The following is a 17,921-nucleotide window of genomic DNA, read 5'->3' on the forward strand; positions in this document are numbered from 1 at the left end:
ACCAAAACAACCTCCACTCCCCCCCCCCCCCCCCCCGCAACTCCCCCCGCGCCGCCCCCCCCCGCCCCTCCTCCCCCCCCCCGGGCGCGGGGGCCGCCGGGGCCGCCGCCGTCGCCTCGCTGCTGCCGCCGTCGGTGCACGCCGCGCTTGGGCAGCCGGTGCGGCCGGGCGGGCTGGAGTCCATCGAGCACGTCGTGTTCCTGATGCAGGAGAACCGCGCGTTCGACCACTACTTCGGGACGCTGCGCGGCGTGCGCGGCTTCGGCGACCGCAACGCGATCGAGCTGCGCGACGGGCACCCGGTGCTCGAGCAGCCGGGCCTGCTGCGGCGCGTCAAGCCGTTCCTGGCCCGCGACGCGATCGGGCACGGGCCGTTCACGGACGTCAACTACATCGCGGGCGTCGACCACGGCTGGGACACCGGCCAGAAGGCGCGCGGCGACGGATGGCACGACGGCTGGATCGCGGCCAAGCTCATGCCGACGATGGTCCACTACGACCGCCGGGACCTGCCGTTCCAGTACGAACTGGCCGACACGTTCACCGTCTGCGACGCCTACCACTGCTCGGTGTTCGGCCCCACGAACCCCAACAGGACGTACCACTGGACCGGGACGATCGGCTACGAGCAGAACGGGCACCGTGCGGTCGAGAACGACGCCTACGACGAGGCGAACCACCCCGGGTACGCGCTGACGTCCTACGTGGAGCGGCTGTCGAAGGCGGGCCGGACGTGGAAGGTGTACCAGGAGTGGGACAACTTCACCGACAACCCGCTGGAGTTCCTCACCACGTTCAAGCAGGTCATGCGGAAGGCGCTCGCGCCCGCCGGCGCGTACAAGAGCCTCACCGAGTTCTACGGCGCCGTCGCGAAGGCCGGCGAGAGCGACCGGAAGGTCATGCTCGCGGCCCTGGACAAGGGCGTCGCGGCGCTTCCGGGGCCTGAGCGCGACCTGTTCGAGCGCGCGCTGCGGCGGAGCGACGGCGGCACGCTCGGCGCGGCGTTCCGCGCCGACGTCGAGGCGGGACGGCTGCCCGCGGTGTCCTACATCGTCGCGCCGGCGGCCGAGTCCGAGCATCCCGGGTCCGGCAGCCCGATCCAGGGGGCGGGCATCACCTACCAGGTCCTCGACGCGATCGCCTCGGACCGGCGGACGTGGGAGACCACCGCGCTGTTCCTGCTGTTCGACGAGAACGACGGCTACTTCGACCACGTGCCGCCGCCGCTGCCGCCCGCGGACGCCGCCGACGAGCACTACGACGGCAAGCCGATCGGGCTGGGCTTCCGCGTGCCGATGACGGTCGTCTCGCCGTGGACCGCCGGCGGGTACGTGTGCTCGGAGGTCTTCGACCACACCTCGACGATCCGCTTCCTGGAGCGGTGGCTCGGCGTCCGCGAACCGAACATCAGCGCGTGGCGCAGGACCGTCGCGGGCGACCTGACCTCGGCGTTCGACTTCCGCCGCACCGCCGGTCCGCCGTCCGTCCCGCAGCCGGGGACGCCGCCGAAGTTCTACCTGCGCTGGCCCGCGCTCCCGCCCGTCGTCCAGAAGGACCCCGTGCCGGAGCCGGGGACGCGGCCGGCGCGCCCGCTGCCGTACCGCACCGATGCGTCGGCGCGCCTCGACGGGGGCGCCCTGGTCGTCACCATGACTGAGCGGGGCACGCGCGCCTCGCACCTCGCGCTGTACCCGTACGCGGGCGAGTTCGGCACGCCGCGCCACTATGACGTGGCCGGACGCGCGGTCGAGCGGATCCCGCTGAAGGACGGCCGGTACCGTCTCACGCTGACGGGCCCGAACGGCTTCCGGCGCGAGTTCGCCGGCTCGGCCTCCGGCGCGGCGGCCCAAGCGGACGTGACGTCCCGTGCCGCCGCCGACGCGGGGCGGATCGAGATCACCGTCCGGAACCGCGGCACGCGGCCCCTCACGTTCACGCTGGCCGCCCTTGCCTACGGCAAGGCGACCCGCAAGGCGACGGTGGCCGCGGGCAAGAGCGTGACGGTCTCCTGGGCCACCGAGCACGGCTGGTACGACGTGGAGGTCCGCACGTCCCAGGACGCGGCGTTCCGCCGCCGCCTGATGGGCCACCTGGAGAACGGCCGCCCGTCGGTCTCCGGCTGACCGGGCGGCGCCCGCCGCCCCGCTCGGCGCGAGGCGGGGCGGCGGCTCAGGCCTCCTCGACGAACATCAGCGTGTTGCCCTCGGGGTCGCGGAACCAGAACATCGGCGGGACCGGGCCGCCCATGCGGCTCACCTCGGCGTCGACGTCGGCGCCGGCGTCCTTCAGCCGCGCGTGGCAGGCGTCGATGTCGGCGGTCGCCAGCGCGATGCCGGTGTCCCGGCCGCCCGCCTCGGTGCCCTCGGGCGGCGGGCAGAGCGCGATCGGCGTCTCGGCGCCCTCCGGGGCGACCTCGATCCAGCGGTAGCCGCCGCCGAACGGCTGGTCGGCGCGCTTGTCGAGGCCGAGCGTCCCGCAGTAGAACTCCAGCGCACGGTCCTGGTCCCGCACCGGGATGATCACGTTCGCGACCTTGCGGACGGTTCCGGTGGTGGTCGTGTCGCTCATGGCGGTTCCCCTTCTCGTGTCGGTCGGTCCTTCAGTGAGGCAGACCAGGGGAGCGCCCGGAACTCATCGCATGGCCGGCACCGCATTCCGGTGTGGCGGGAGCGTGCCCGGCCGAGCAGGGCGCCTTGACGGACTACTTGCCGACATGTGCTCACTCTTGTACGTTACTGGCGCATAAGGCGCACAAACGAGCAATTAGGAGCCTCGGTGTCGTTCGTTCTTGAGGAGATCGCGTCGCAGCCGCGCTGCTGGGAGCGCGCCGCCGAGCTGGCGGACGGGGTGGACGGGCTTCCCGCGCGGGGCGAGCGCGTCGCGGTCGTCGGATGCGGCACGTCGCTGTTCATCGCCCAGGCGTACGCGGCGCTGCGGGAGGCGGCCGGGGCGGGGGAGAGCGACGCGTTCCCGGCGTCGGAGTTCCCGCACGGGCGCCGCTACGACCGGGTGGTGGCGATCTGCCGCTCCGGCACGACGACCGAGGTCCTGGACCTGCTGCGCCGGACCGGCCTGCCGACCACGGCGCTGATCGGGGATCCGGACACGCCGATCATGGACCTCGCCGGCGGCCGCGTCGTGCTCGACTTCGCCGACGAGCGCTCCGTCGTGCAGACCCGGTTCGCGACGACCGCGCTCGCGCTGCTGCGCGCGCACCTCGGCCTGCTGCCCGCGGACGTGGTCGAGCAGTGCCGCGCCGCCGTCGAGGCGCCGCTGCCCGAGGGCGCCGTCGAGCGCGCCCAGTTCACCTTCCTCGGCGCGGGCTGGACGAACGGGATCGCCAACGAGGCGGCGCTGAAGGTCCGCGAGGCCGCGGGCGCGTGGACCGAGTCCTACCCGGCGATGGAGTACCGGCACGGCCCGATCAGCGTGACCGACGAGCACAGCCTGACCTGGTTCTTCGGGACGCCGCCGGAGGGCCTGCCCGAGCAGGTCGCCGCCACCGGGGCGCTGGTCGAGGCGGCCGGGACGGACGCGATGGCGGACCTCGTGCGGGCCCAGCGGCTCGCGGTGGCGCTGGCCGAGGCCAAGGGGCTCGACCCGGACAGGCCGCGCAACCTGACCCGCTCGATCATCCTGTCCTGATGATCCTCACGGTCACCCTCAATCCCGCCTGGGACGTGACCTACCGGGTCCCCAGGCTGACGCCGCACGGCTCGCACCGCGTCGCGTCGGTGCTGGAGCGTCCCGGCGGCAAGGGGCTGAACGTGGCCCGCGTCCTGCACGCGCTCGGCGAGGAGACGCTGGCGACGGGCCTGGCGGGCGGCGCCACCGGGGCCCTGGTGACGGGGGCGCTGGACGTCCCGCACGCGTTCGCCGCCATCGCGGGGGAGACGCGGCGGACCGTCACGGTCGTCGACACCGACGCGACGATCTTCAACGAGGCGGGGCCGGACGTCCGCCCGGACGAGTGGGCGGCCTTCCAGGAGTCGTTCGCGACGCTCGCCGGCGGCGCGTCGGTGGCGGTGCTGTCCGGCAGCCTGCCGCCGGGCCTGCCGGAGGGCGCCTACGCCACGCTGACCCGGCTGGCGCGGGACGCGGGCGCCCGGGTGCTGGTGGACGCGGGCGGCCCCGCGCTGCGCGCCGCCGCCGAAGCACGTCCCGACCTGCTCAAACCCAACGAGGCCGAGATGGCGGCGGCGGGCCTGGACCGCGCCGCCCTGGGGGAGTCCGGAGCGCTGGTCGTCTCGCGCGGCGCCGATGGCATGGTCGCCGTCACGCCCGGCGGCTGTTTCGAGGCCGTCCCGCACGAGGTCGTCGCCGGTAACCCGACGGGCGCTGGGGACGCCGCGGCGGCGGCGCTCGCCGTCGCGCTCCGCGACCGGACGCCGTGGCCGCGCGCGCTCGGCGAGGCCGTCGCGCTGTCGGCCGCCGCGGTCGCCGCGCCCGCCGCAGGCGAGTTCGACCCCGACGTCCTCCGGCGGCACCGCCGGGCCACGAAGGTGAGGGAGACATCATGCCCCTGGTGAGGACGGCCGAGCTGGTGCGGCCCGGCCACGGCGTCGCCGCGTTCAACGTGATCACGCTGGAGCACGCCGAGGCGATCGTCGCGGCGGCCGAGGAGACCGGCCGCCCGGTCATCTGCCAGATCAGCCAGAACGCGGTCCGCTTCCACGGCGGGCGGCTCGGCCCCATCGCCGCCGCCACCCGCGCGGTCGCGGAGGGCTCGGCGGCGCGCGTCGCGCTGCACCTGGACCACGTGACCGACGAGGACCTGATGCACCAGGCCGCCGGCCACGGGTTCGGCTCGGTGATGTACGACGGGTCCGAGCACGACTACGACGAGAACGTGGCCCGCACCGCCGCGGCCTCCGCCTGGGCCCGCGAGCACGGCCTCTGGCTGGAGGCCGAGCTCGGCGAGGTCGGCGGCAAGGACGGCGCGCACGCCCCCGGCGTCCGCACCGACCCCGCCGAGGCCGCCGCGTTCGTCGCCGCGACCGGCGTCGACGCCCTCGCGGTCGCCGTCGGCAGCTCGCACGCCATGACCGAGCGCACCGCCGCGCTCGACCACGAGCTGATCGCGCGGCTGCGCGACGCGGTCCCGGTTCCGCTGGTGCTGCACGGCTCGTCCGGGGTGCCCGACGGCGAGTTGCGCCGCGCGGTCGGTCAGGGAATGACAAAGATCAATATCGGCACGGCCCTCAACATCGCCTTCACCGGGGCGGTCCGCGCGAACCTGGACCGGGGGGTCGACCCCCGCCGCTACCTCGCGCCCGCCCGCGACGCCATGCGGGAGCAGGTCGTGCACCTGCTGGAGGTCATCGCGCCCCGTCCCGCCGAGAGCATTGGACGACTTGCATGCTGAACATCGCCTTCGTCGGCGCCGGCTCGGTCGAGTTCACCCGCCAGCTGCTCCGCGACATCTTCTCCTACCCCGAGCTCGGCGGCGTCCGGCTCGCGCTGCACGACATCGACCCCGAGCGGCTGGAGGTCGCGGAGGGCCTGGCCAAGCTGACCGCGAAGGAGCATGGCGCCGCGCCCGTCATCACCGCGTCGCTCGACCGCCGCCGCGCGCTGGACGGCGCCGACGTGGTCGTCAACATGGTCGCGGTCGGCGGGCACGCCGCGACGCTGAAGGACTTCGAGGTCGCCGCGGAGTTCGGCGTCCGGCAGACCATCGGCGACACCCTCGGCATCGGCGGGATCTTCCGCGCGCTGCGCACGTTCCCGCTGCTGGAAGGGCTGGCGGCCGACATCCAGGCCGTCTGCCCCGACGCGTGGCTGCTCAACTACACCAACCCGATGGCGATGAACCTGCAGTACCTCGCGACGGTCGCGCCGAAGGTGAAGGCCGCCGGGCTGTGCCACTCGGTGTACTGGACCGTCCGGGACCTGTCGGAGCTGGTCGGCGTCCCGTACGAGGAGGTCGACTACCACTCGGCGGGCGTCAACCACCAGGCATGGGTGCTGAAGTGGGAGCACCGGGGCCGCGACCTGTACCCGGCGCTAGACGCCGCCATCGAAGCCGACCCCGAGCTGCGGCGGCGGGTGCGCGTCGACATGTACCGGCGCTTCGGCCGCTACCCGACCGAGACCAGCGAGCACTCGTCCGAGTACGTCCCCTGGTACCTCAAGGACGAGGCGGAGATCGAGCGGCTGCGCATCCCCGTCGGCGACTACGTGAAGATCAGCGAGGGGAACCTCGCCGAGTACGCGCGGGTCCGCGACTGCCTGGCCCGCGGCGAGTACCCCGCGCCCCGCGAGGACGAGGACGCCACCGAGTACGCGCCGCAGGTGATCCACAGCCTCGCCACCGGCGAGCGCCGCACCATCCAGGTGACCACCGCCAACACCGGCCTGATCACCAACCTCCCGATGGGCGCGGGCGTCGAGGTACCGGCGACGCTCGACCGCATGGGCGTGCACCCGCACCACGTCGGCGCGCTTCCGCCGCAGCTCGCGGCGCTGAACCGCGGTTTCCTGAACGTGGTGGAGCTGACCGTCGCCGCCGCCGTCGAGGGCGACCCGGCGCACGTCCGGCACGCCGCGATGTGCGACCCGGCGACCGCCGCGGCGCTGCCCGTCGAGCGCATCGCCGAGCTGTGCGACGCGCTCACGGCCGCGCACGGCGACGCACTGCCCGCCGCGCTCCGGAGGAACTGATGCTGGACCTGCTGGTCGTCGGGGACGCCAACCCGGACGTCCTCGTGCACGGTGCCCCCGACGTCCCGCCCTACGGGCAGGCGGAGACGCTGGTCGGGGGCGGCGTGCTCGCGCTCGGCGGGTCCGCGGCGATCGCCGCGCACGGCGCCGCCCGGCTCGGCCTGGCCACCGCGTTCGCGGGGCTGGTCGGCCGGGACGCCGCCGGCGACTTCGTCCTCGACGCGCTGAGCGGCGCCGGCGTCGACGTGTCCCGGGTCGTCCGGCACGACGCGCTGCCGACCGCGCTCACCGTGTGCCTCAACCGGCCCGGCGGCGACCGGGCGATCCTCACCGCGTCCGGGTGCCTGGCGGAGTTCGGGCCCGAGCACGTCCCGGACGTCGCGGCCCGGCACGTGCACGCCGCGTCCTACTTCCTCCAGCCGCGGCTCGCCAAGGCGCTGCCGGCGCTGCTGCGCGGGCACCGGGCGTCCGGCGCGACGACCTCGCTGGACACCAACGACGACCCGTCCGGGCGCTGGGAGCTCGCGCCGGGACTGCTCGCCGAGTGCACGTTCCTGCTGCCCAACGAGGCAGAGGCGCTCGCGCTGAGCGGTCGTGACGCGCTCCCCGAGGCGCTGGACGCGCTGGCGGGGGCGGGCTGCGTCCCGGTCGTCAAGCGCGGGGGCCAGGGCGCCGACGCGCTGCGGGACGGGAAGGCCGTGCACGCGGACGCGCCGCGCGCCGATCCCGTCGACACCGTCGGCGCGGGTGACAGCTTCGACGCCGGCTTCCTCGCGGGCTGGCTCGACCGCGGCGACCTCGCCCACGCGCTCGCGCTGGGCACGGTGTGCGGGGCGCTGTCCACGCGCGCCGTTGGCGGCACGGCGGGTCAGCCGACGCTCGCCGAAGCACTCGCGCACATTGCCTGATTATTTCCGGCTGAAACAGCTACGTTCGCGCATCCTCAGTACTCTATGATGATCGGATGCGCCAGCAGGATCGTCTTCCCCTCATCCTCGAACGGCTCGCCGAGCACGGCTCGGTGAGCGTGGTCGACCTGTCGGCCGAGCTGCAGGCCTCGCCCGCCTCGATCCGCCGCGACCTGCAGGTGCTCGAGGAGCAGCAGCTCCTCAAGCGCACGCACGGCGGCGCGATGGCGGCCGAGGTCATCTACGAGCTGCCGATGCGCTACCGCGGCGGCCGCAGCCAGGAGGAGAAGCGCCGCATCGCGCAGGCCGCGGTCCGGCTGGTCGACGGCTCGGTGCACTCGGTCGGCTTCAACGGCGGCACCACCATCACCGAGCTCGCCCGGCTGCTGTCCACCGGCCGCGCGCTCAAGGTCGTCACCAACGCCCTCAACATCGCCGCCGACCTGTCCGTGCGGCCCGCGATCGACCTGGTCGTCACCGGCGGCGGCGTCCGCCCCGAGTCCTACGAGCTGGTGGGGCCGATCGCCGACCGCACCCTCGCCGACATCAGCCTCGACCTGGTCTTCCTCGGCGTGGACGGGATCGACGCCGAGGCCGGCATCAGCACCCACGACGAGATCGAGGCCCGCACCGACCACTGCCTGATGCGGGCCACCCGCCGGGTCGTGGTGCTCGCCGACGGGTCCAAGATCGGGCACCGCGCGTTCTCCCGGATCGCCCCGATCGGCGAGGTCGACATGCTGATCACCGACGCCGGCGCCGACCGCGCCGAGCTCGACCGGATCCAGGCGGCGGGCGTCGAGGTGACCGTGGCCTGAGGCCCCGGCCACCTCGACGCCCGAGCCGGGGGGCTACTTCAGGCCCGCGGTCGCCACCGACCGCACGAAGAACCGCTGCGCGACGAAGAACAGCACGAACACCGGCAGCTGGCTGATCACCGTGCCGGCCATGAGCCGCGGCCAGTTCGTGGTGTGCGAGCCCTGGAACGTCTGCAGGCCCAGCTGGACGGTCATGTGCTCCGGGCTCTGCACCGCGATCAGCGGCCACAGGAAGTCGTTCCACGTCTGCAGGAACGTCAGCACCGCGAGCGTCGCCAGCGTCGGGCGCATCAGCGGCAGCATCACCTGGAACAGGATCCGCAGCCTGTTCGCGCCGTCGATCCGCGCGGCCTCCTCCAGCTCCCGGGGGACCGTCATGAAGAACTGCCGCAGCAGGAAGATCCCGAACGCGGTCGCCAGGTTCGGCACGATCAGCGCGCCGAGCGTGTCGGTGAGCCCGAGCGTCCGCACCATGATCAGCATCGGCAGCATGACGATCTGGAACGGCACCATCAGCGTCGCCAGCACCGCCACGAACAGCGCCCTGCTGCCGAGGAACCGGATCCGGGCGAACGCGTAGCCCGCCAGCGAGCAGAACACCAGGTTCCCGGCCACGCAGCTGACCGACACGATCGCGCTGTTGCCGAGCCAGTGCCCGAGCGGCGCGTCGTGCAGCGCGTCGGTGTAGTTGTGCCACTCGATCCCCGACGGCAGGCCGGGCGGGAACCGGCGGGTCTCCGCCTCGGTGGAGATCGACAGCAGCACCATCCAGAGCAGCGGCGTCACCATCACCAGCGCGATCGGCAGCAGGATCAGGTGCAGCGGGCTCGGCCGCCGGAACCGGAGCCGGCGCGCGGCCGGCGCGTTCATCGTCGTCATGCTCATCGGCCCTCGTAGAAGGAGGTGCGGCGGGTGATCGCGAGCTGCACGACCGTCACCAGCAGGATCACCAGGAACAGCACGCAGCCGACCGCGGCCGCGTAGCCGCCGTCGAAGTCCACGAACGCCTTGTTGTACAGGTGGTAGACGATGACGGTGGTGGCGCGCAGCGGCCCGCCCTTCGTCGTCACGTACACCTCGTCGAACAGCTGCAGCGAGTTGATCGTCAGCCAGACGACCAGGAAGCCGGACGCGGGCGCCAGCAGCGGCAGCTCGACGTGCCGGAACGCCTTCAGCCGGCCGCAGCCGTCCAGTGCCGCCGCCTCCATCAGGTCCTTCGGGACGCTCTGCAGCGCCGACAGGTAGATGATGACGGCGAAGCCCAGCCACCCCCACGCCGTCATCGCCACCAGCGCGAACAGCGCCTGGTTCGGGTCCTGGAAGAAGCCCTGCTTGGGCAGGCCCGCCTTGGACAGCGCGGCGTTGACCGGGCCGAACTGCGGGTTCAGCAGCCAGTTGAAGATGATGCCGGTCGCGACCGTGGAGGTCACCAGCGGGACGAACACCGCCATCCGGTACAGCGTGATCCCGCGGATCCTCTGGTTGAGCAGCACCGCGATGGGCAGCGCGAGCACCATCGTCAGCGGCACGAACAGCACCGTGTAGATCGCCGACCGCCTCGCGGCGTCCCACATCAGCGGGTCCTTGACCAGCTCGGCGTACTTGGCGCCGCCCGCGAACGTGCCGGGGGAGGTCAGGTCGGTGTCCTGGAACGACAGCCAGAACGACCACAGCACCGGCAGCATGCCGAAGATCCCGATCAGCAGGATGGCCGGGGACACGAACCCCCAGCCCGCCAGGTGCTCGCCGAGGCGCCGCCGCGACCGGCGCGGCCGCCGGTCCTTCGCGGCGGGCGCGGTCAGCGCGGTGGACGCCATCAGGAGCCCGCCAGGACGTCGTCGACCTGCTTCGCGGCGTCGGCGAGCGCGGCCTGCGGCTGCTTCTTGCCGAGCAGCACCGCCTGCACCGCCTGGCCGAGCACCTGCGAGATCTGCGGGTACTGCTTGATGTTCGGCCGCGCCTTGGTGACGTTCTTGCTGAGGTTGTCGATGAACACCTTGTTGCCGGGGTACTTGGCCAGGTAGTCCTTGTAGCCCGGCAGCTTCTCCTCGGACGCGCGCAGCGGCAGGTCACCGGTCTGCGTGGCGTACCGCAGGTGGACCTGCGGCGAGGTCAGCCACTTCAGGAACGCCCACGCGGTCTTCTGGGCCTTCTTGTCGAAGAGCATGTAGTAGTCGGGGCCGGAGATCGTCGCGTGCGTGGCCTTGCCGGGCAGGTACTGGACGCCGTACGAGACGTCCTTGTTGATCTGCCCGAGGTCCCACGGGCCGGTCCACAGCATGCCGACGCGGCCGGAGTTGAACAGGTTGAGGTACTGCTGGTCGCCGGTGTCGAGGTAGACCGACTTGTCGGTGACGGCCATGTCGTGCAGCAGCTGCATGGCCTGCTGCCCTGCCGGCGAGTTGAACGCGGCCTTCTTGTTCGCGGAGTCGAGCAGGTCGCCGCCGGCCTGCCAGAGGAGGGCGAGGAAGCGCCAGACCGTGTCCTCGGTCCCGTCGTTGACGTACGCCCAGCCGTACTTGTTGTCCCCCGACAGCTTCTTCGCCGCGTTCCTGAAGTCGTCCCAGGTCCAGTCCGGCGTCGGGTACTTGAGGCCGGCGGCGTCGAACATCTTCTTGTTGTAGACGAGGCCGAGGTTGTCGACCAGCGCGGGGATCCCGTAGATCTTGTCGCCCACGGTGGCCCCCTGGCGGGCGGCCGGGTAGAAGTCGTTCCAGTCGACGTCCGGGCTGCCCTTGACCAGCGAGGTGAGATCCTGGGTCTGGTGGCGCCCGGTCAGCGCGGTGATCGACGAGCCGTACTGGTAGGCGACCGACGGCGCCTTGCCGGACACGAAGGACGCGAGGGTCTTCTGCAGGGTGTTGTCGTTGTTGCTGAAGACCGGCTCGACCTTCTGGTCGGGATGGGCGCCGTTCCACTCGCCGACGAGCTTGGTGATCGTCTCGGCCTGGACGTCGGTGTACCCGTGCCAGAAAGTGATCTTCTTCGCGTCGCCGCCGCCGCCCGAGCCGCAGGCCGAGGAGAGGCCGGCCACCAAGGCGACCCCGGTGACCAGCGCGGTGATCCGGCGACCGCTCGGCTGCCTCATGATCGCCTCCAGATGCTCGTGCTCGATTGTGCAGGATGCGCGGCACTTTAGAACACAATCGCTCATGGAGCAAGGGTTCTCGCCACTTCTTCGTGGGTTGCTGGTCGGTAACGCCGACAATCGATCACAATGTTGCATCGAGGATGCGTGATCCTGCTTGTCGAGGACGCGTTTTGCATCCCGCAGGGCGGATAGGGAGCGGACGAGCGACGTCGTGCGGTCGCGGGACGTGACCGTTCTCTTGGGCCTTGGGGAGGCAGTGATGAGCATGCCGCACAGGATGGTGCGCCGGTTGGAGCAGGCGGAGGTGCTGGACAAGGTCGCCGGACCGCTGAGCTCCGCGGTCCAGCGGGTGGTACGGCCGCGGATCGTCCGCAACCTGCTCAGCGGGACCTACCTGGGCCATCCGCTGCACCCGCCGCTCACCGACGTGGCGGTCGGCGCCTGGAGCATGTCCACGCTGCTGGACGCCGCCGGGGGACCCGACGCCGAGACCGCCGCCGACCTGCTGGCGATCACGGGCGTGGCCGCGGCCGTGCCGACCGCCCTGTCCGGGCTGAACGACTGGGCCGACACCCTCGGGGCCGAACGGCGGGTGGGCATGGTCCACGCCGCGGCCAACACCCTGGCGCTGGGCCTGTACGGGTCGTCCATCGCCATGCGGGCCCGCGGCGACCGCCGCGCCGGCAAGGCCCTCGGACTCGCGGGGTTCGCGGTGCTCGGGTTCAGCGCCTACCTCGGGGGCCACCTGTCCTTCGTGAGGGGCGTCAACGTCAACCGCACCGCCTGGCAGGAGGGTCCGCAGGACTGGACGCCGGTCCTCGGCGAGGACGAGCTTCCCGACAGCGAGCACCGGTCGGTGGAGGCGGACGGCGTGCGGATCATGCTCTACCGGGCGGACCGGGAGATCTACGCGCTGGCCGCCACGTGCACCCACATGGGCGGGCCGCTGGACGAGGGCACGATCGCGGACGGCTGCGTCACGTGCCCGTGGCACGACAGCACCTTCCGGCTCTCCGACGGCGGCATCGTGCGCGGCCCCGCCAGCACGCCGGAGCCCCGCTTCGAGGCGCGGGTCCGGGACGGGCGCATCGAGGTCCGCGTGCCGCCGGCGGGCGCGCCGGCCCGCAAGGGCGAGGGCGCGCACGCCGGTCCGACCGAGCGGATGGGCCGGGCGGCCCGCCGCCGGATGGCGCGGGTCTCCTGACGTCCCGTCCCGTGCCCGCGGGCTAGCCGAGGACGGCCGGCTTCAGCTCCTCCTCGCACCACTGGCGGAAGGTGGTGGGCGAGGAGGTCTCGGGGGTGCGCGGCTCGGCGTCGTCGAGGCCGTTCTCCTTGGCCACCATCATCTCGGCCAGCCCCTGCGCGTTCGCCTCGGACACCCCGCGCGCGAGCATGCTCTGCTTGAACGCCTCGACGGAGACCCGCTGGTAGCGGACGGGCCGCCCGAGCACCTCGGACATGATCCGCGCCATGTCGTCGTTCGACAGGTCCTCCGGGCCGAGCACCGGGACGTCGCCGCGCCCCGTCCACTCCGGGTCGAGCAGCAGCCGCACGGCGGCGTCGGCGATGTCGCGGCAGGCGCAGGTCGGCAGCTTGCGGTCCGCGGGGAGCGCCGAGAAGAACACGCCGTCGTTCTTGATGCTCTCGGCCTGGCCGAGCATGTTGTCCATGAAGGTCGGCAGCGTCAGTGCCCGGAAGTGCACGCCGGTGCCCGCGATCAGGTCGTCCATCGCCAGCGTGGCCGTCACGTGGCCGGCGTCGGGCAGCACTCCGCGGCCGAGGGCCGAGACGGCGACGACCCGCTGGACGCCCTGGCTCTTGAACGCCTCGCAGGCCGGCTCCGCGAAGCGGGAGTAGATGTCGTCGAGGCTCGCGGCCCGGTGGTCCGGCGGCGCGAGCCAGAAGACGGCGTCGGCGCCGGCGAACGCCTTGGCCACGACGTCGGGGTCGCCGTGCGAGCCCTCGACGACCTCGGCGCGCTCGCGGACCTCGGCGGGCAGCCGGGACGCGTCGCGGACGATCAGGCGGGCCGGTGCCCCGGCGGCGAGCACGCCGTCGACGACCCGCCGGCCGATCCTGCCGGTGGGCGTGGTGATGACGATCATTGGAGTCTCCGAATGCGGTGGGAGGGCGGCGCCGGAACGGCGCCGGTACCGCTCAGTCAAGTCGCGGCCGCCGGGAAGCTGAAGGATCGATCGGGTCCGCATTGATACCCTGGGGATATGAATGACCTGGAGTCGCGGCAGCTCAGGTACTTCGTGGCCGTCGCCGAGGAGCTGAACTTCGGGCGGGCCGCCGAGCGGCTGGGGATGGCGCAGCCGCCGCTGTCGCGGGCGATCCGCGAGCTGGAACGCGGCCTCGGCGTGCGGCTGTTCGAGCGCACCACCCGCCAGGTCGGGCTGACGCCGGCCGGCGAGGTGCTGCTGCGGGACGCGCGGACCGCGCTGGAGGCGATCACCGCCGCCGCCCGGCGGGCCGCGCACGCCGGGCGTCCCGCGCCGGAGCTGCGGCTCGCGCTCAAGGCCGACTTCGACGCCGGGCTGCTGCCGCAGTTCCTCGCCGCCTACCGGCGCGAGCCGGAGGCGATCCCGGTGGAGCTGGTGCTCGGCGGCCGCGGCGACCAGGAGGCGGCGCTGCGCGACGGCCGCGCCGACGTCGCCGTCCTCCCCGAGCTGACCGACGGCCGCGGCCTGGACGCCGAGCCGCTGCTGACCGAGCCCCGGCTGGTCGCCCTCGCCGCGTCCGACCCCCTCGCCGCCCGCTCCTCGCTGTCCCTGGCCGACTTCGCCGGCCGGGTGCTGCCCGACGGCAGGCCCGCGGAGCTCGGCGGCCCGCCGCCCGGCCCGGACGGCGGCGGGATCGGCGCGCCGGGGCGGCCCGCGGCGGGCGGGCCGTTCGCCGGGAGCCGGCGCCCCGTCCGCGACCTGACGGAGCTGTTCAGCCTGGTGGAGCTCGGCGGCGTCATCTGGTTCGTGCCGGTGTCGATCGCGCGGCGGCACGCGCGTCCCGGCATCGCCTACCGGCCCGTCCGCGACCTGGCCCCGGCGGAGTTCTGCGTCGTCTGGCCGCAGGACTGCCGCTCGCCGGCCGTCGCCGCGTTCGTCCGGGCGGCCACCGCCGTCGCGGCCGCCGCGCAGCCCGTGATCGACGCGCAGCCGCTCGACGTCGCGCGCCCGGTGGGCCCGGCGTGGCCGGCGGAGGCCGGTCAGCGGGCGGACGCCGCGGGGGCCGCGCCCCCGTCGCGGCCGGGCAGCAGCGCGACGAACCCGGTGACGGTGCGCAGGTAGCGCCGCAGGTCCTCCGGGTCGTCGGCGTCGACGCCGGCGCTGTTGACGAAGACCAGCGACAGCACGATGCGGGTCAGCACGTCGATGAGGGCCGGCACGTCGACCGGCGGCAGCTCGCCCCGGTCGATCTTCTCCTGGACGACCGGGGCCGCGAGGGCGGTGACCCGCGCGACGGTGATGTCGGCGCGGACCGTGAACCAGGGCAGCACCATGTCGGGGACGTCCCGGACGGCCGCCGACAGCAGCGGGTGCGCGCGGGCCCGGCCGATGAGGAAGGCGAGCAGGTCGGCCACGTAGCCGGCGTCCCAGCGCGCGGCGTCGATGATCGGCACGGCCTCGGCGAGGTAGGCGGTGAGCTCCCGCTCGATCAGCGCTTCCTTGATCTCGTCGAGGGTGCCGCCGTACTTGTACAGCGTCGGCCGCGACACCCCGGCCCGGCGCGCGATCGCCGACAGCATGCGGTTGGAGGTGAACCCGCCCTCGGTCAGGCACGCGGCGGCGGCGTCGAGGATGCGGGCGTGGATGTCCCCGTCCTGCCTCGGCATGGGCCCGATTCTATGGCCGGGCCCACACCGTGCGCCCATTGACCCGGTAAGCGACCACTGTTTACAGTTCCTATAGGAAGTGTAAACGATCTAGGAGGTCTCCGATGGCACAGGTGACCGAGTACCGCGAGTTCCTGCGGACCCTCTCCAACGGGTCCGTCCACCGCCGGTTCGACCCGTACCTGGACATCGACTGGGACTCCCCGGACTTCGCCATCGACGCCTCCGACCCGCGGTGGATCCTGCCCGACTGCGACCCGCTCGGCGCGCACCCCTGGTACCAGGCGCAGCCGGACGAGAAGAAGATCGCGATCGGGCTCTGGCGCACCGCCAACATGCAGAAGGTCGGGCTGAGCTTCGAGAGCGTGCTCATCCGCGGGATGATGCAGTACGCGATGAAGCTGCCGAACGGCTCCCCGGAGTTCCGGTACTGCCTCCACGAGATGTCGGAGGAGTGCAACCACATCCAGATGTTCCAGGAGCTGGTCAACCGCACCGGCGTCGACGTGCCCGGCATGAAGGCCCCCTACCGGGCGACGTCCTCGCTCTGGCACCTCGCCGCCTACGCGCCGGTCATCTTCTTCATCGGCATCCTGGCGGGCGAGGAGCCCATCGACCACTTCCAGAAGGACGTCATCCGGGACGGCGCCGCGCGGCCGCCCGCGCTGCTGCGCACCATGGAGATCCACATCGCCGAGGAGGCGCGGCACATCTCGTTCGCGCACCGCTTCCTCAACGAGCGCGTGGCCCGGCAGACCAAGGTCGGCAAGGGCGTCACCTCGGTCGCCTACCCGCTGATCATGCGCTGGCTCGCCGGCGCGATCATGACGCCGCCGCGGCAGTTCGCCAAGGAGTTCGACATCCCCCGCAAGGTGATGCGCGAGGCGTTCTGGCAGCGCGAGGAGTCCAAGGCGATCCTGCGCGGCTACTTCGGCGACGTGCGGATGCTCGCCGAGGAGCTCGGCCTGATGAACCCCGCCGCCCGGAAGGTCTGGAAGGCCTGCGGCATCGACGGCAAGCCGTCCCGGTACCGCGGCGAGCCGCACCGCCAGGCGCACGCCGCCTGAGCCGCGCCGCCCGAACCGTTAAGGAACACCCCCGCCATGCCCCACGTGGTCACGCAGTCCTGCTGCGGCGACGCGTCCTGCGTCTACGCCTGCCCGGTGAACTGCATCCATCCCACCCCGGACGAGCCGGACTTCCTCACGTCCGACATGCTCTACATCGACCCGGTCGCCTGCGTCGACTGCGGCGCCTGCGTGACCGCGTGCCCGGTCGACGCGATCGTCCCGCACGACCGGCTGCCGGAGTCGCAGGAGCCGTTCGTGCCGATCAACGCGGCGTTCTATCGGGACGGGCGGGTCCGGCCGCTGCTGGCGCCGCACGCCCCGCCGCTGACCGTGCCCGCGGGCCGCGAGCCGCTCGACGTGGCGATCGTCGGGACGGGCCCGGCCGCGATGTACGCGGCGGACGAGCTGCTCACCGTCCCCGGCGCGCGCGTCACGATGTACGAGCGGCTGTCCACCCCGTACGGGCTGGCGCGCACCGGCGTCGCGCCCGACCACGTGAAGACCCGCCAGGTCGGCGACCTGTTCGACCGGATCGCGGCGCAGGACGGGATCAGGATCGTCTACGGCACGCAGGTCGGCCGCGACGTGACGCACGACGAGCTCCTCGGCCGGCACCACGCGGTGGTCTACGCGGTCGGGGCGTCCGCCGACCGGCGCCTCGACGTCCCCGGCAGCGACCTGCCCGGCACCGCGACCGCCACCGAGTTCGTCGCCTGGTACAACGGCCACCCCGACTACGCCGAGCGGCACTTCGACCTGTCGCACGAGCGGGCCGTCATCGTCGGCAACGGCAACGTCGCGCTCGACGTCGCCCGCATCCTGACCGCCGACCCCGAGCGCCTCGCCGGCACGAGCATCGCCCCCTACGCTTTGGACGCTCTGCGGGGCAGCCGCGTCCAGGAGGTCGTCATCGTCGCCCGCCGCGGCGTCGCCCACTCGGCCTTCACGCTCCCGGAACTGGTCGGGCTCATGCAGGTGCCGGGCGTCGACCTGGTGCTCGACTCCGCCGACCTGGACGTCGACACCGGCGCCCTCGGCCATGCCGCCGCGCAGAAGATCGAGCTGCTCCGCGAGCTGGCGGAACGTCCCGCGACGGGGAACGGGAAGCGGATCGTCCTGCGGTACCTGGCGTCGCCGGTCGCCATCGCCGGCGACGAGCGCGTCCAAGGCGTCGAGCTCGTCCGCAACGCCTACGTCCCCGGTTCGGGCGACCGGGTCGAGCCGACGGGCGAGCGCGAGACGCTCGACGCCGGCCTGGTGCTCAGCTCGATCGGCTACCGCGGGACCGCCGTCCCCGGCGTCCCGTTCGACGAGGCCCGCGCGGTCATCCCCAACAGCGGCGGCCGCGTCCTCACCGAGCCGGGCGGCGCCGTCCTGCCCGGCGTCTACGCCACCGGCTGGATCAAGCGCGGCCCGACCGGCTTCATCGGGACCAACAAGCAGGACGCCATGGAGACCGTCCGCCACCTCGTGGAGGACTACGCGCAGGGCCGCCTGCGCGCGCCCCGCGCGAGCCTCGTCTGACCCGTCGGCTCACGC

At 73.0% G+C, this 17,921-nt stretch carries 17 protein-coding genes; 11 read left to right on the forward strand and 6 right to left on the reverse strand.

Annotated features, from left to right (window positions below; genetic code table 11):
• The coding region (locus tag AB0C78_RS44425; protein ID WP_360760609.1) for a phosphocholine-specific phospholipase C at positions 1-2,123 on the forward strand (2,123 nt) is incomplete at its 5' end.
• A 46-nt stretch (positions 2,124-2,169) separates the two neighbouring features.
• Here the strand turns inward: AB0C78_RS44425 and AB0C78_RS44430 are convergent.
• Positions 2,170-2,568, reverse strand: a complete 399-nt coding sequence (locus tag AB0C78_RS44430) for a VOC family protein (RefSeq protein WP_360760612.1) — start codon at positions 2,566-2,568, stop codon at positions 2,170-2,172.
• Positions 2,569-2,775: 207 nt separating this feature from the next.
• Between AB0C78_RS44430 and AB0C78_RS44435 the strand changes: the two genes are divergently transcribed.
• The 6 genes from AB0C78_RS44435 to AB0C78_RS44460 are packed head-to-tail and all read left to right on the forward strand — an operon-like array spanning position 2,776 to position 8,389.
• A complete protein-coding gene (locus tag AB0C78_RS44435; protein WP_360760615.1) occupies positions 2,776-3,645 on the forward strand; it encodes a sugar isomerase in 870 nt (289 codons plus the stop codon).
• The gene (locus AB0C78_RS44440; protein ID WP_360760618.1) at positions 3,645-4,529 is read left to right on the forward strand and encodes a hexose kinase; all 885 of its coding nucleotides are present in this window, start codon (positions 3,645-3,647) and stop codon (positions 4,527-4,529) included. Before AB0C78_RS44435 ends, AB0C78_RS44440 begins: the two co-directional genes overlap by 1 nt.
• Positions 4,517-5,365 carry a class II fructose-bisphosphate aldolase gene (locus tag AB0C78_RS44445; protein ID WP_360760621.1) on the forward strand — a complete coding sequence of 283 codons (849 nt, stop codon included), beginning with the start codon at positions 4,517-4,519 and terminating at the stop codon, positions 5,363-5,365. The genes AB0C78_RS44440 and AB0C78_RS44445 overlap by 13 nt, the downstream gene beginning before the upstream one ends.
• Positions 5,359-6,663 (forward strand): alpha-glucosidase/alpha-galactosidase, encoded by a 1,305-nt coding sequence (locus tag AB0C78_RS44450; protein WP_360760623.1) that lies wholly within the window; start codon positions 5,359-5,361, stop codon positions 6,661-6,663. The genes AB0C78_RS44445 and AB0C78_RS44450 overlap by 7 nt, the downstream gene beginning before the upstream one ends.
• Positions 6,663-7,571 (forward strand): carbohydrate kinase family protein, encoded by a 909-nt coding sequence (locus AB0C78_RS44455; RefSeq protein WP_360760625.1) that lies wholly within the window; start codon positions 6,663-6,665, stop codon positions 7,569-7,571. Before AB0C78_RS44450 ends, AB0C78_RS44455 begins: the two co-directional genes overlap by 1 nt.
• A gap of 56 nt (positions 7,572-7,627) precedes the next feature.
• Positions 7,628-8,389: a DeoR/GlpR family DNA-binding transcription regulator gene (locus AB0C78_RS44460; RefSeq protein ID WP_190868246.1), complete on the forward strand. Its 762-nt coding sequence runs from the start codon at positions 7,628-7,630 to the stop codon at positions 8,387-8,389.
• Positions 8,390-8,422: 33 nt separating this feature from the next.
• On the opposite strand, the gene AB0C78_RS44465 is transcribed toward AB0C78_RS44460, so the two are convergent.
• Genes AB0C78_RS44465 through AB0C78_RS44475 form a run of 3 tightly spaced genes read right to left on the reverse strand, consistent with a single transcriptional unit; the run spans position 8,423 to position 11,477 of the window.
• The gene (locus AB0C78_RS44465; RefSeq protein WP_360760629.1) at positions 8,423-9,274 is read right to left on the reverse strand and encodes a carbohydrate ABC transporter permease; all 852 of its coding nucleotides are present in this window, start codon (positions 9,272-9,274) and stop codon (positions 8,423-8,425) included.
• Positions 9,271-10,206, reverse strand: a complete 936-nt coding sequence (locus AB0C78_RS44470) for a sugar ABC transporter permease (protein WP_360760633.1) — start codon at positions 10,204-10,206, stop codon at positions 9,271-9,273. Before AB0C78_RS44470 ends, AB0C78_RS44465 begins: the two co-directional genes overlap by 4 nt.
• Positions 10,206-11,477 carry an ABC transporter substrate-binding protein gene (locus AB0C78_RS44475; protein WP_360760636.1) on the reverse strand — a complete coding sequence of 424 codons (1,272 nt, stop codon included), beginning with the start codon at positions 11,475-11,477 and terminating at the stop codon, positions 10,206-10,208. Before AB0C78_RS44475 ends, AB0C78_RS44470 begins: the two co-directional genes overlap by 1 nt.
• Positions 11,478-11,739: 262 nt before the next feature.
• Between AB0C78_RS44475 and AB0C78_RS44480 the strand changes: the two genes are divergently transcribed.
• Positions 11,740-12,684: a Rieske 2Fe-2S domain-containing protein gene (locus tag AB0C78_RS44480; protein WP_360760638.1), complete on the forward strand. Its 945-nt coding sequence runs from the start codon at positions 11,740-11,742 to the stop codon at positions 12,682-12,684.
• 22 nt (positions 12,685-12,706) lie between these two features.
• Here the strand turns inward: AB0C78_RS44480 and AB0C78_RS44485 are convergent, their stop codons facing one another.
• Positions 12,707-13,585: an NAD(P)H-binding protein gene (locus AB0C78_RS44485; RefSeq protein WP_360760641.1), complete on the reverse strand. Its 879-nt coding sequence runs from the start codon at positions 13,583-13,585 to the stop codon at positions 12,707-12,709.
• 117 nt (positions 13,586-13,702) lie between these two features.
• Here AB0C78_RS44485 and AB0C78_RS44490 point away from each other — a divergent pair, with 117 nt between their 5' ends.
• Entirely contained in the window at positions 13,703-14,767 is a 1,065-nt protein-coding gene (locus tag AB0C78_RS44490) for a LysR family transcriptional regulator (protein ID WP_360760644.1), read from the forward strand.
• Here AB0C78_RS44490 and AB0C78_RS44495 read toward each other — a convergent pair.
• Positions 14,686-15,312, reverse strand: coding sequence for a TetR/AcrR family transcriptional regulator (locus AB0C78_RS44495; RefSeq protein WP_360760646.1), 627 nt, complete (start codon positions 15,310-15,312; stop codon positions 14,686-14,688). The genes AB0C78_RS44490 and AB0C78_RS44495 overlap by 82 nt on opposite strands.
• A gap of 104 nt (positions 15,313-15,416) precedes the next feature.
• Here AB0C78_RS44495 and AB0C78_RS44500 point away from each other — a divergent pair, with 104 nt between their 5' ends.
• Together AB0C78_RS44500 and AB0C78_RS44505 are read left to right on the forward strand one after the other, a co-directional pair.
• Positions 15,417-16,379, forward strand: coding sequence for a diiron oxygenase (locus AB0C78_RS44500; RefSeq protein ID WP_360760649.1), 963 nt, complete (start codon positions 15,417-15,419; stop codon positions 16,377-16,379).
• A gap of 36 nt (positions 16,380-16,415) precedes the next feature.
• Positions 16,416-17,906: an FAD-dependent oxidoreductase gene (locus tag AB0C78_RS44505; RefSeq protein ID WP_360760651.1), complete on the forward strand. Its 1,491-nt coding sequence runs from the start codon at positions 16,416-16,418 to the stop codon at positions 17,904-17,906.
• Positions 17,907-17,921: the final 15 nt, after the last annotated feature.

This window comes from Actinomadura sp. NPDC048394 (assembly GCF_040651755.1).
Lineage (GTDB): Bacteria > Actinomycetota > Actinomycetes > Streptosporangiales > Streptosporangiaceae > Spirillospora > Spirillospora montaniterrae.

Coding starts and splice junctions, on each gene's coding strand:
- AB0C78_RS44430 (WP_360760612.1), bottom strand. CDS start 2,568: ATGAGCGACACGACCACCACCGGAACCGTCCGCAAGGTCGCGAACGTG.
- AB0C78_RS44440 (WP_360760618.1), top strand. CDS start 3,645: ATGATCCTCACGGTCACCCTCAATCCCGCCTGGGACGTGACCTACCGG.
- AB0C78_RS44445 (WP_360760621.1), top strand. CDS start 4,517: ATGCCCCTGGTGAGGACGGCCGAGCTGGTGCGGCCCGGCCACGGCGTC.
- AB0C78_RS44450 (WP_360760623.1), top strand. CDS start 5,359: ATGCTGAACATCGCCTTCGTCGGCGCCGGCTCGGTCGAGTTCACCCGC.
- AB0C78_RS44455 (WP_360760625.1), top strand. CDS start 6,663: ATGCTGGACCTGCTGGTCGTCGGGGACGCCAACCCGGACGTCCTCGTG.
- AB0C78_RS44460 (WP_190868246.1), top strand. CDS start 7,628: ATGCGCCAGCAGGATCGTCTTCCCCTCATCCTCGAACGGCTCGCCGAG.
- AB0C78_RS44465 (WP_360760629.1), bottom strand. CDS start 9,274: ATGAGCATGACGACGATGAACGCGCCGGCCGCGCGCCGGCTCCGGTTC.
- AB0C78_RS44470 (WP_360760633.1), bottom strand. CDS start 10,206: ATGGCGTCCACCGCGCTGACCGCGCCCGCCGCGAAGGACCGGCGGCCG.
- AB0C78_RS44475 (WP_360760636.1), bottom strand. CDS start 11,477: ATGAGGCAGCCGAGCGGTCGCCGGATCACCGCGCTGGTCACCGGGGTC.
- AB0C78_RS44480 (WP_360760638.1), top strand. CDS start 11,740: ATGAGCATGCCGCACAGGATGGTGCGCCGGTTGGAGCAGGCGGAGGTG.
- AB0C78_RS44485 (WP_360760641.1), bottom strand. CDS start 13,585: ATGATCGTCATCACCACGCCCACCGGCAGGATCGGCCGGCGGGTCGTC.
- AB0C78_RS44490 (WP_360760644.1), top strand. CDS start 13,703: ATGAATGACCTGGAGTCGCGGCAGCTCAGGTACTTCGTGGCCGTCGCC.
- AB0C78_RS44495 (WP_360760646.1), bottom strand. CDS start 15,312: ATGCCGAGGCAGGACGGGGACATCCACGCCCGCATCCTCGACGCCGCC.
- AB0C78_RS44500 (WP_360760649.1), top strand. CDS start 15,417: ATGGCACAGGTGACCGAGTACCGCGAGTTCCTGCGGACCCTCTCCAAC.
- AB0C78_RS44505 (WP_360760651.1), top strand. CDS start 16,416: ATGCCCCACGTGGTCACGCAGTCCTGCTGCGGCGACGCGTCCTGCGTC.